This is a genomic window from Aliikangiella marina (genome assembly GCF_007004765.1).
GTDB lineage: Bacteria > Pseudomonadota > Gammaproteobacteria > Enterobacterales > Kangiellaceae > Aliikangiella > Aliikangiella marina.
The window spans coordinates 504,876-516,652 of the sequence record NZ_VIKR01000004.1 but is presented as its reverse complement, the minus strand read 5'-3'; the positions used below and the strand labels follow the sequence as shown (position 1 = coordinate 516,652).

The window sequence follows — 11,777 nt, the reverse complement described above, 5'->3', positions numbered from 1 at the left end:
TGTTCAGCTCTCACGATACCAGAGACTTTCAGCCATTTGTTGTAACTGAGCAAACTGTTCTTGCGACGGCATCCAGTTGCTGAAACTATAAGTCGCATGTCGAAGGAAATCAAAAAGTGGCAAATGTTTTCTTAGGGTTCTTTGCTCTCGATGCTCGACCATAGGGTTAAATAGCCCTTCCATTGAGAGCAGTTGTGATGGCTTTTTTTTGACCCAAATCCAAGAGCCGAGCTCTAAAGTCAGCGGTAAAAAATTATGGTTATCCGGCGGCGAACTATACTTCTTGTATAAATAATCCCACAAGTCGCCATGAGTCAGATAGTGGTTCGATTGCGGTTCAAAAACGTATTGATGATTCGGATAACCACTTTCCCACAAAAGTTTGAGCGCCATAATCGGGGCTATACCTTTCATGGGTCTGCGACGATAGGCATAGGGAAACCAGAGCCTGTCTTTAAAGCCGAATCCAGAATGACAATCAATCGAAATAACGAGTGGACTTTGCTGGGTCAATCGGTCGACTAAAATTTCCAATGTTTGATTTTCTGGTTCGAGTTTTTCGGTATCGCCACGATACCAAGAGATACGGTTACTGATCCGCTGTCCGCCGATTAAAAAAGGAACTTTTTCCTCGGCATCAATCGGTGCATTTCGCATCAAGTCGACACCGTTACCATTGGCTCGAGTATTGCGGAACATGCCAGTTGGATTAGCAATTGGGACAAATGTGATGGACATATTTTGCAAGCTATCTTGGAGGCTCTTTTCCCAAGAAATCCGTTGCAGCCAACTTGCCAGCAGTGCAATTGCGACTCGGCTTCCGATTCTTTCAATTCCGTGTACACCTCCGACGATTAATAGTCGTGGTTGATCGGGTTTAAAATCTCCGAGCTCTACACTGTAAACCGGTAAATCAATGCCGCGCGCTTGATAGGTGTCGAGAATACGAGTTTTAATTTTATCGCCCGCTTGCAGCAGTATCCTTTCCAACTCAACCAATTCTGGGATATGTCTTCGCAGAAGCGCTTTATCTTCATGCGAGCGCTTGGCAATCGCATTTCTAACTAACAAGTTTTGATTTGTTTCAACGGTTGCGAGTTGGCTCATAGTTGAAGGTTCACCATTAATTAGAGTTTAGAATAATTATAGCTGAGGAGGTTTCTAACCCTTAATCTTGTCATAAAAATATGTCTAAACGATGAAAACCAAGACTCGATGATAAAGATGTTTTATTATTGAACCTTAAAAGGCGAAATTTAAAGAAGATAAGAAAGTCTAAGCGAGGAAATGATGGAACAAAATATAGAAAGTGAAATCGCCCAACTGCAAGCCGTCTATGATGCGGTAATTAATTTCTTTGTTAATTATAGCTTCCAGCTAATCGGTGCGATATTTATTTTATTAATCGGTTTATATATCGCCAAACGTGTATCGGCGGTTGTCAACCGAGTTTGCATTGCGAAAGGGCTAGACGTCACCTTGTCTAGATTTATTGCCAATGTCTCGAAAATTCTCGTGGTGATTATGGTGGCAATAGTGGTTCTTAATAAAATCGGGATCAGTGTGACTCCTTTTGTCGCAGCCATCGGTGCGCTTTCTCTTGGGGCGGGTTTAGCGGTTCAAGGATTGTTGTCTAATTATGGCGCAGGCCTGAACATTATTTTGACGCGTCCCTTTATTGTCGGCGATACAATCAGTGTTCAGGGCGTTAGTGGCCAAGTAAAAGACATTTTGTTAGCGCATACGATTATTGTCACTGAAGATGATGTCGAGATCACGATACCCAACAAACACATCATTGGCGAAATTATCCATAACTCACAAAAACAATCGCTACTTGAACTTAGTGTCGGGGTGGCTTATTCGAGTGACTTGGACAAGGTAACTGAAATCCTGCAAACCGCCGTGGCGAATTGTCCATTAGCCAGTGATGTCCGAGATCCACAAGTCGGAATCGCCAATTTTGGTGATAGTAGCGTTGATTTTGAAATTCGAGTTTGGGCTGACTCAGATAAAATTAATGCGGCAAGATTTGCGATTAACAAAGTCATTTGGGACACACTTCAAACCAATAGTGTCGATATACCATTTCCGCAGAGAGAAGTTAAAATGCTCCCGTAAGCGTCACTGTGAAGATAAATGTAAAGTGAAATAAAACGTCAAATACATCGGCAAATGAAAAGGCAACTATATCGTTAAATGTCTTCGATGTTGTTGATTATCCACTCAGCTCGATCGAGTGTTTGCTGGCGTGATGCTTCGGATTGCTTATCCCAATTGCGGTAAATCATGCCGATCCGCGGATTAACTGACAGTTTATCCCTGTGTCGGTCCATAAACCGCCAGTAAAGACTATTGAAAGGACAGGCATCATCTTCGTTTTTGCGTTTAACATTATAAGTGCAAGAACCACAATAATCGCTCATTTTGTTGATATAGTTGCCACTGGCCGCATAAGGCTTGGTGGCGACGATCCCTTCATCAGCGAACAAAGCCATTCCTCGAGTATTAGGTAACTCCACCCATTCAATGGCATCAATATATATTCCTAAATACCATTCATCGACTTGGTCAACGTCAAGTTCGGTGAGTAGCGAAAAATTACCTGTGACCATTAGCCTATGAATGTGGTGGGCATAGGCATAGTCAAGCGATTGATTAATTGCATGACTCATGCAGTTCATTTTGGTTTTTCCGTTCCAGAAAAAATCCGGTAACTTGCGCTTTGCTGCGAGTTGATTGAGTTGCGCATAGTCCGGCATATTTGCCCAATAAACGCCTCTGACATACTCTCGCCAGCCAAGTATTTGCCGGACAAATCCTTCAATCTGCGCAAGTGTGATTAATTTTTTATTGCTTTGATAGTAATTGACAGCTGTTTCAATCACTTCCCTCGGAGAGAGTAGTTTGCAATTGATGGCAAATGATAATCGCGAATGAAACAGGCTCCAGCCAAACTGATACTCATTGACCATTGCGTCTTGATATCGTCCAAAATTAATTAAGCATTGCTCGCAAAAATACTCGAGTAGTTGAAGCGCTTGTTGACGATTAATTGGCCAGAGAATGTCGTCGGAACAATGTCCAATAACTTTTATTTCGTATTTTTTAATTCGTTTTAGAATCGTTTTTATCGAGTTGTTGAAAACCAGTGGTTCAGGAACGATGTCTAAACTTTCACTTTTGAGCGTTTGTCGATTTTCCGCATCAAAATTCCATTGCTCACCGAGTGGCTTATCGTTTTTCATCAAAATGTTAAATCGTTTACGCATATAGCGATAAAAAAATTCCATTTTTTTATGTTTGCGCGGTTTGAAGTGAACGTTGATTTCGTCAAACGGAAGCAAGAAATGCTCTGAATCGTATTCGCTCACTTCAGTGGGTAAATCGGCTTCTCGAAGTTGACAAAGAAGTCGATATTCATCAGGGCGTTGATATTCAAAAAACTCAAACTCATGTTGTTTAATGAGCGCTTGAAGCAGCTCGGGTAAGTCTCGATAGCGACTGGTTTCGTCAAGTGTAAGATAAATTACCTGATGTCCTTGAGACTTAAGATGATTAGCGAAGGATTCCATCGCTAAGAAGAATGCCGCGACCTTTTGAACATGATGCGCAACATAGGTTGCTTCTTGAGGTAGCTCGGCGATCAGATAACAAGTGTCGGAAGAGCGTTGTTTAAACCATGAATGCTCATGATTGAGTTGATCGCCTAAAATCAGTCTAAGTTTTTTACCCATTGGCTTCATCAAGTGCTTAATAATAACCAGTATACGCGTACAAAGAATCGATAGATCCAACTCGCGGTTATGATCGTAAAAAATAACCATTAACAAGCGTAAATCGCGTGAGAAAACAAAACATCGGCAGGAAGAAACCGGGCGGCTAAGATTTTTCTTGTAAGTAATTTCAATGCTCGGTTACTCAACACGCGGTCAAGCAACACATTGTCACTCGGTTGTATTTTTATAACGGTTGAATGTATGAATCTAAAATACGTTGTCGGTACGTTAGGGTATATGGGATTAATCCCGTTTATCGTACCACTGTGGTTTGTGGTCAACCATCAAACGCTCTTTGAGCTTTCGCCCTCGAGAATATTTATCGTATACAGCGGCGTAATTTTGACTTTTCTGGCGGGTGCCGTCTGGGGAAAAATTGTCACCTACTATGCAAATACCTCGGCTCAGAGCGTTGAAAGCCGAGAGCCGATAACTTTGTTTTCCGGTGCGAGAGCGGAAGATTTACGTCCAGAAAGTTCAGGCTTAGCCAACACAGACGTCAGCGTTAAGGACAAGCAACAACGTTTTTATGCACAGCAAGTCACGGGCGGTAATAAAGGGTCGCAGGGTTTACTATCAAGTTTCGCCATCGTCACTAACTTACTCGCAATCATCGTTTGGATTGTGTTAATCACGAGCGATAATGATGAATTTTTTGCTCTGTTTGTTCTGCTTGTTGGATTTACGCTAGCGCTTTGGGTTGAAATTGGCTTGAAGCTCCACGCTAAGGATGTCCCTCAAAGTGCTTATCTAACGATGAGAATGAAGCTAACGGGTATAGTCTGTTTATGCCATGTCGCAATGCTTTTTCTCGTTTATTAACAGGTTCAAAAGAAGTTACAAACCAATGAACAATCAAGTTAATTTGCCTCAATTAACCATCTATTACGACAGCTACTGTCCGCTGTGTGTTAAAGAAATGCTCCAGCTAAGCGAGCTTGATAAACAACATGCGTTGGATTTTGTTGATATCAATGCGCCAGATTTTTCGAAACAACATCCAGACATTGACAAAGAAAAAGCAAATGCCATATTACATGGCAAGACACAAAATGGAGAATTATTACTTGGCCTCGATGTGACCTGCGCAGCTTGGCGAGCCGTCGACAAACACCGGTGGTTAAGCCTATTACGCTGGCCAATCATTAAAGTTATTGCAGATATGGGGTATCGTTTTTTTGCGCGTAACCGTTACTGGCTTTCATACGTTCTAACCGGACAGTCACGTTGTGAAGCGTGTCGTGTCGCTATAAGGCCCGAGCACAAGACTAGCGCGTCACAAAGTGAGTTGTAATTTGAACCCGATAACCAATTTAGAAAATGCCAAGATTGCAATTGTTGTTGGTGCTAGTGGTGGCATTGGTAAAGCAATGCTTGCCGAGTTTATTGATGATCGTGATATCACTCATGTAATCGCAATCAGTCGCTCAACAACAGCTCTCCCAGCCTCGTTTAGTGGAGATGGGCTGAGTAAGCTAACCTGTATTGACTGCGATAACCAGGAGCAATCAATGACAGAGGTAGTCTCACAACTTGAGGATACCCGTGGTAAGATTCACCATATTTGTATTTGTAATGGCACTTTGCATGGCGACGGTTATTTCCCCGAGCGCCGTTTGGAGGAAGTGACTCGAGAGACGATAACGCATATTTTACAAACCAACACGATTACCCCAATCCTTTGGTTAAAGCACCTTAAGCCGCTCTTAAAAACCAAACATAAACTCAGTATTGCAGTACTCAGTGCGCGAGTCGGTAGTATCAGTGATAATCGCTTAGGAGGTTGGTATAGCTATCGCAGTAGTAAAGCTGCTTTAAACATGCTTTTAAAGACGTTGTCGATCGAGTTATCGCGCAGTTTAAAGCAATTACAAATCTATGCTTTCCACCCAGGCACAACGGATACCGAATTGTCCAAACCTTTTCAAGCGCGAGTTGCCCCCGAAAAATTATTCTCACCCAAGTTTGTTGCAGAGCGACTGCACAGCCTATTAACCAATAAAAAGCCAGCAGGGGAAATTCAATTCATTGACTGGGATCACAAGACGATAGAGTGGTGAATAGCCCGGTTGCTGAGCGGTTTCCTATGATGGCTGAATCAGAATAAAAGTTAAGTAAAAGTGGCTGAGTTGTATCCGCCCATAAGATTATTTTAAATGGCGCCCACCGTCTAAAGCGAAGCAACGACCGGTAACATACTGTGAGCGCATGATGTAATCCACTGTATCTATTACTTCGCTATAGCCTCCTTCTCGAGGCAATAGTGCTTTGTTAACGGCTTTTTGTTTGTATGCCTCGTCATCCCCTGGGTTAAACTTAATTAGTGCGGGCGCTATGCTATTAACCTTTATTTTGGGAGAAAGCAGTGTCGCAAAGGATAAGGTTAAGTTTTCTAAGGCGGCTTTACTGGCTGCGTAAGCGATATGCTTTTTACTACCGGTTTGTGCCACATAATCGGTGAAATGAATGATGTCGGCCATGTCATCGGTGGTATTTGAAAGTAGGTCCGCAAAGGCGAGGTTAAGCTGGTACGGAATTTTGCCATGTATTGTCATCATTTTGTCGAAAATTTCATCATTGGGGCGTTCTACTTTTTCCGGTATCCAATCAGAAGCGTTATGAATAATTGCTCGGAGGTGGTCGAATTGGGATTTTACTGATTCACAGAACTCATCGACTTTGGCTGTTACATAAAAATCCACTTGAAATAGCTTGGCACCCATTTGGGTGAGCTCATCAATGGTGTCGTAATGTGAGCGATAGGTGCCGATAACGGGAACATCATTCTCAAGAAAATGTTTAGCGAGTTGGTAACCGATACGCTTCCCTACGCCAGTGATAAGGACTGGATTATTCATTCATTAACCTTAGAAATAATTGTAGATGGACTCAACTCGCTGGTATTAGCCGTTTTTTAATTGAAAAATTCCGCTCGAGTATGAACGTTACTTTTGAAAATACCACCGAGCGCTGTGGTCGAGGTTTCCGAATTAACGTCTTTAATACCTCTCGATTTAACACAGTAGTGAGTGGCTTTAATCGAAACAGCGACATTGTCAGTTTCTAGTAAAGTCTGCAAGGCAATGAGAACTTGCTGGGTTAGCCGTTCCTGCACTTGAGGGCGCTGGGCGAAGAAGCCAACAATTCGGTTAATTTTTGAAAGACCAATTATCTTATTCGTCGGAATGTAAGCGACCGTTGCGCTACCGTCAATGGTCACAAAGTGGTGTTCACAAGTGCTGGTTAAATCGATGTTTGAGACCTTAACCATTTCATCGACTTTCATTTTATTGTCGATAACCGCAATCTTAGGGAAGTTACTATAGTCTAACCCGGAAAAAATCTCATCAACGTACATTTTAGCGATCCGATGCGGCGTTTCAGCGAGGCTGTCGTCAGTTAGGTCGAGTCCAAGCGTCGCGACGATTTCTGAGAAAAAACCGCGTATCCGAGCATATTTTTCTTCACTGGTTAAGTTGGTTTCAATCAGCGGGGTTTCCAGACCTTTTTCGATCAAAGTCTGTTGAACGAGTTTAGCTTCAGGTGAAATCATGTAAGTTACCTTGATAATTCTGGAGGCGAGAACCTGTTAAGGTCAGGCGCACTGTTTTTGTAATGTTAAAGAAACAGAGTCTGCGAACCTGAGTGCGTGTGGTTTGTCGATGGTGACACTAGCGTAAGAGACTTTCTCATGTTCACAACAAATTTCGACAACGTCTGACACGAGTTTTTCGAGTAGCAAAAATCGACCCTCTTCGACATGTTGGATGATCTTTTTGGTGATGAACTTGTAGTTAAGGGCATTCTCAACTGAGTCGTTGAGGCACATCGCGTCGGCAGGGTAGTGAATTTCGCAATTGATAATGACGTCCTGCTGCTTACGCTTTTCCTCATCATTGAAGCCGATAAAGGTTCGTAATCTCAAATTAGTGATTTTAATAATGGCGTTATGCATATTGAATTTCTCGTTATTACTTGTGTCTATATACGGGTACCAAAGATCCTTGGATCTTGTTATTGTTTATTCTTAATTACCACCTATAATATCATCCAACGTTTGTATAAGAACGATTAATGACAAATCCAAATGGCATAATGGTGTTGACGAGGAGAATACGATGAAGCAGTTTTTTTATGGGTTAGCCGGTGTAATTTTGTTGGTCGCGAGCAGTGCATTTGCGGCACCACCTGCTAAAGAAGCGGTATGCAGAGCCTGCCACGGCGATGGTGGAGCCAAGCCAATCATGGATGTTTACCCCAAGCTTAACGGTCAGAACAAGGGTTATTTAGTCGCTATTCTTAAGTCTTATCGCTCAGGTGAGCGTAAAGGTGGGCAATCTGCCGTAATGAATGCGCAAGCAAAAATGCTGTCTGATGATGACATTGAAGCATTAGCAACTTATTACTCTTCGCAAAAATAGTCGTTTCTCTGGTCTCGGAACCTCAGTGAACTTTCACTGAGGCGAGCCTTTCCTCAAACGATAGCGACGGTTTACCCATCAACCTAGGTTAGGTCGAATCGTTTTTAATCAAACCCACCCTTAATTTCCTTTTGCTATCGCGACGTTAAAATTTTCCTTGGCGTTATAAAACCAGTATATTACTTTGCTAGCGATTGATTTTTGAACAATATCATACAATCTGCTAACAAGAAGTGATGAGAAGCCATAAGAAGTGATGAGAAGCCATAAGAAGTGATGAGAAGCCATAAGAAGTGATGAGAAGTAAAACTAAATGGCGATCGGTGATTTGCGTTCGGTTCCGGTTGAAAAAGGTAAATGAATGAAGGCTCGGTTTATAACATTGATAAGGCATGCTAAATCTAGTTGGGATGACTCGCGTTTAACAGATAAAGATCGGCCTCTGGCATCAAGAGGGCGGAGAGATGCCCCACTGATGGCTCGTCGAAACCGTCCATTGATTGAGTCAGTAGAGCATTTTTATTGCTCGACTGCCGAACGGGCACATGAAACGTTTGATCTGATACACGGCGAGTTGCATGGTTTTCATGCTGATTATAATTTGACCGATGAACTTTATACTTTTAGTGCTAGAGATGTTTTGAAATATTGTCAGCAACTGCCTGACAATATTTATTCGGTTGGTATCGTTGGTCACAACCCTGCACTGACAGAATTTATTAACTTGATGACAGCCGATAGCCTCGCGAACTTACCAACCTGCGCTATCGCGAGGATTCGTTTAAAAGTAGATTGTTGGGAAAATATTCAGTATGAAACCGGCAAGTTAGTCTATTACACTTGCCCAAAGAACTACCGCTGACTGCTCGAGCTAACCGAAGATCATTAATACCAACTAAGAAGCAGAATAACAAAATAACAACAATCTTAATTAGGAGCCATAAGAATGATATCAGTTGAACAATGGCAACAAGAGGGCAATTATTTTTCTTTCGAACAACGCCGGATATTCTATCGTGACTCAGGTGAGGTGGATAAGCCGACTCTGCTACTGATTCACGGGTTTCCAACATCAAGTTGGGATTATACGCATGTTTGGGGAGTACTTGCTGAAAAGTTTCGCCTGGTTACGCTTGATATGATTGGTTATGGTTTTTCCGATAAGCCGAAAAATTTTCATTACTCAATTAAACGTCAGGTTGATATTATAGAACAAATTCTTGAGTCGTTATCGATTGAACAGTGTCATGTTTTGTCTCATGACTATGGCGACAGTGTTGCACAAGAGTTACTGGCGAGAGATTTAGAGAGTGACCATAAAAAAGTACTTTCTTTAATCATGTTAAATGGTGGTGTTATTCCGGAAAGCCAGCGTCCTGTGTTATTACAAAAACTTTTACTGGGGCCATTCGGGTTTATAATTTCCAGGCTGACATCCTATTCCAGGTTTAAGAAGAATTTTGACAAAATTTGTGCGGTAAAGCTCCCTGAAGAAGAAATAAGAACTTATTGGGAGCTTACTCAATTGCAAGATGGCGTTTTTCGAATACCAAAAGTTATTCAATATATTAAAGAGCGAAAACAAAACCGAGATCGTTGGGTCGGCGCTTTACAAAATGCGCGGTGCCCGATTTGTTTTATCAATGGATTGGAAGACCCTGTATCTGGAAAGTATATGGTGGAGAGCTTTAAAAAATTAGTTGAAAAGGCTGAAGTCGTAGAATTGGAAAACATTGGCCATTACCCTCAAGTTGAGAGTCCTGAATTGGTATTAAAGTCAGCTAATCAATTTTGGGAAGCTCACTTGAACGGTTAAATTGTTGTGAGAGAGGGTGGCGGCTAGGTGTCGATTTTTTGAGATAGATAGGCGGAGGTATTGGCTGTTTTATTTCATCACTAAAGGGTCAGTCAAATCTAACTAACATACTAGTTGAGCTGTAAAAGCAGTCAGTCGCTGGAGCTCGTATGAGTAAGTTCGAGTTATCATATTTGAAAGGTAGAAAGAGAAGTCCAATTAGTTATTGGGTACATCATGGAGTGGGAGAAGATAAAATCCCTTATGCTGAATGCGTCGAATTTTCACCTCCTTTTCCTAATAAAGATCCAATGAGAGGATACCCATATTTGGTAGTTAAGGTGGTTGGATTTGAGTTTGAATTTGCCTCTAGTTTAGAGTTAACTCACTGCATCGACGTGCTCGGAAAACGAAACATGCATACTACGAATTATCTATCTGAAATCCGTGGAACAAGTTATGGTCCAAATAATCATTGGTTGAGCCGTTTACCTTCGGATCTTAAGAGTTGGAAAAAGCGAGAAAAGATAGTTGCTTTTTTATTAAAAGCAAGGAGTGATATTGAAAAGGCTAAGATAGTCTTTTAGCATCAGAGGCTGTTTAAAAGATAGCCGTGAAAGGCTCTGTTCATCACAAAGTAGACACTCAGCTCACGTCATTCCGAGCGTAGTCGAGGAATCTCCCACAGTTTTGGATGCATCTACAAACAGAGACTTACAAAGAAACACACTCATGTCTGTGATGGTGTCAAATATTTTGAGTTTGACTAAGCCTTTGGGAGATCTCTCCACTACGGTCGAGATGACAGATGCGGGACCGCTTTATGTCAATTCTTGCCCCTTAATATTAGGTGCTCTGTAGTTTTTGGAGAACTCTCCACTGCTCTGGAGATTACATGTCAGCGTCTAGTTTATGACAAACTAAGATTCGCTCTAGGAATAACAAATTGTTTAAATAACCGAACTCCAACAAACAAGGAGGATAGCAAACACGCCTATCCTCCCAGTTCGATAGAATGAGTTATTTTTTAGAAGGCTTTTTCTTTAATGATTTAAGCCATTTCTCTTCCATTTTATGTAAGCCTTTTAAGAATGCGATCTCAGCTCTTTTAGCTTCAATTTGGGCGCGGAGTTTACCGGCTTCTATTTTTTCAGCTATTTTGGTGTGTTCCTTGTGGGTTTTTTGAGCGTCTTTAAGTTTACCCAAGGCCAGTTTTTGCTTTTCGCGGTAGGATTTTACAACTTCTTTATGCTTGGTGATTTTCTTTCTAGCGGCGACAACGGCAAGCTTGGTTCGCTTGTTGTTGTTTTCTTTCATAATGGCCATTTTTTCTTTCAAGATCTTTTGAAATTCAACCATTTTCTCTTGAGCATCTAAAAAGCGTACCTCCATATTGGCCATTTCTTTCATGGCTCTATCAATTTCAGTTTCTGACGATTTAATTTGCTTTTCAGTTTCAGCGCCTATTTTTTCAAGCTTGGATTCAACCTTGGTTACTTGTTTTTTCTTGGCCACTTTTTTGGCTGGTGCTTTTTTACTAGTGGTTTTTTTTACGGTGGCTTTTTTAGTCGTAGCTTTCTTAGTTGTCGCTTTTTTTGCGGAAGCTTTCTTGGCGGTAGTTTTCTTAGCCGTCGCTTTTTTTGCAGTCGTTTTCTTGGCAGTGGTTTTCTTTACAGTAGATTTCTTGGTAGCTGCTTTTTTTGTCGCCGGTTTAGCTTCGGGTTTGTCGACGTCTATTTTTTCGTTGTTATCGGCCATAAGATTCTCCAACAGTTGAAATTA

Annotated in this window: 14 protein-coding genes; 8 read left to right on the top strand and 6 right to left on the bottom strand. The window is 41.6% G+C overall.

Features of this window, described 5'->3' with window-relative positions; all coding sequences use genetic code 11:
* Positions 1-3: 3 nt before the first annotated feature.
* The gene (locus FLL45_RS17115; protein WP_142943299.1) at positions 4-1,107 is read right to left on the bottom strand and encodes a DUF2817 domain-containing protein; all 1,104 of its coding nucleotides are present in this window, start codon (positions 1,105-1,107) and stop codon (positions 4-6) included.
* A 180-nt stretch (positions 1,108-1,287) separates the two neighbouring features.
* On the opposite strand from FLL45_RS17115, the gene FLL45_RS17110 reads away from it, so the two are divergent.
* Positions 1,288-2,121, top strand: a complete 834-nt coding sequence (locus tag FLL45_RS17110) for a mechanosensitive ion channel family protein (RefSeq protein WP_210247226.1) — start codon at positions 1,288-1,290, stop codon at positions 2,119-2,121.
* Between the two features lie 74 nt (positions 2,122-2,195).
* Here FLL45_RS17110 and FLL45_RS17105 read toward each other — a convergent pair whose 3' ends face one another.
* Entirely contained in the window at positions 2,196-3,737 is a 1,542-nt protein-coding gene (locus tag FLL45_RS17105; protein WP_210247225.1) for a cryptochrome/photolyase family protein, read from the bottom strand.
* A 243-nt stretch (positions 3,738-3,980) separates the two neighbouring features.
* Between FLL45_RS17105 and FLL45_RS17100 the strand changes: the two genes are divergently transcribed.
* Genes FLL45_RS17100 through FLL45_RS17090 form a run of 3 tightly spaced genes read left to right on the top strand, consistent with a single transcriptional unit; the run spans position 3,981 to position 5,839 of the window.
* Positions 3,981-4,601 (top strand): DUF3429 domain-containing protein, encoded by a 621-nt coding sequence (locus FLL45_RS17100; protein WP_142943298.1) that lies wholly within the window; start codon positions 3,981-3,983, stop codon positions 4,599-4,601.
* Positions 4,602-4,626: 25 nt separating this feature from the next.
* On the top strand, positions 4,627-5,073 hold the full coding sequence (locus FLL45_RS17095; RefSeq protein ID WP_142943297.1) for a thiol-disulfide oxidoreductase DCC family protein: 447 nt from the start codon (positions 4,627-4,629) through the stop codon (positions 5,071-5,073).
* Position 5,074: 1 nt separating this feature from the next.
* Positions 5,075-5,839, top strand: coding sequence for an SDR family NAD(P)-dependent oxidoreductase (locus tag FLL45_RS17090; RefSeq protein WP_210247224.1), 765 nt, complete (start codon positions 5,075-5,077; stop codon positions 5,837-5,839).
* An 87-nt stretch (positions 5,840-5,926) separates the two neighbouring features.
* On the opposite strand, the gene folM is transcribed toward FLL45_RS17090, so the two are convergent.
* The 3 genes from folM to folX are packed head-to-tail and all read right to left on the bottom strand — an operon-like array spanning position 5,927 to position 7,734.
* The gene (gene folM, locus FLL45_RS17085) at positions 5,927-6,637 is read right to left on the bottom strand and encodes a dihydromonapterin reductase (RefSeq protein WP_142943296.1); all 711 of its coding nucleotides are present in this window, start codon (positions 6,635-6,637) and stop codon (positions 5,927-5,929) included.
* 56 nt (positions 6,638-6,693) lie between these two features.
* Positions 6,694-7,332 (bottom strand): GTP cyclohydrolase I FolE, encoded by a 639-nt coding sequence (gene folE, locus FLL45_RS17080; RefSeq protein WP_142943295.1) that lies wholly within the window; start codon positions 7,330-7,332, stop codon positions 6,694-6,696.
* Positions 7,333-7,374: 42 nt separating this feature from the next.
* A complete protein-coding gene (gene folX / locus FLL45_RS17075; RefSeq protein WP_142943294.1) occupies positions 7,375-7,734 on the bottom strand; it encodes a dihydroneopterin triphosphate 2'-epimerase in 360 nt (119 codons plus the stop codon).
* 163 nt (positions 7,735-7,897) lie between these two features.
* Between folX and FLL45_RS17070 the strand changes: the two genes are divergently transcribed.
* The 4 genes from FLL45_RS17070 to FLL45_RS17055 all read left to right on the top strand — a co-directional run bounded on the left by FLL45_RS17070 (position 7,898) and on the right by FLL45_RS17055 (position 10,582).
* On the top strand, positions 7,898-8,200 hold the full coding sequence (locus FLL45_RS17070) for a c-type cytochrome (protein WP_142943293.1): 303 nt from the start codon (positions 7,898-7,900) through the stop codon (positions 8,198-8,200).
* A gap of 361 nt (positions 8,201-8,561) precedes the next feature.
* Positions 8,562-9,062, top strand: a complete 501-nt coding sequence (locus tag FLL45_RS17065) for a SixA phosphatase family protein (protein WP_142943292.1) — start codon at positions 8,562-8,564, stop codon at positions 9,060-9,062.
* 84 nt (positions 9,063-9,146) lie between these two features.
* Positions 9,147-10,016: an alpha/beta fold hydrolase gene (locus FLL45_RS17060; protein WP_142943291.1), complete on the top strand. Its 870-nt coding sequence runs from the start codon at positions 9,147-9,149 to the stop codon at positions 10,014-10,016.
* A 149-nt stretch (positions 10,017-10,165) separates the two neighbouring features.
* On the top strand, positions 10,166-10,582 hold the full coding sequence (locus FLL45_RS17055; RefSeq protein ID WP_142943290.1) for a hypothetical protein: 417 nt from the start codon (positions 10,166-10,168) through the stop codon (positions 10,580-10,582).
* 433 nt (positions 10,583-11,015) lie between these two features.
* On the opposite strand, the gene FLL45_RS22825 is transcribed toward FLL45_RS17055, so the two are convergent.
* The gene (locus FLL45_RS22825; protein WP_185964518.1) at positions 11,016-11,753 is read right to left on the bottom strand and encodes a hypothetical protein; all 738 of its coding nucleotides are present in this window, start codon (positions 11,751-11,753) and stop codon (positions 11,016-11,018) included.
* Positions 11,754-11,777 lie beyond the last annotated feature (24 nt).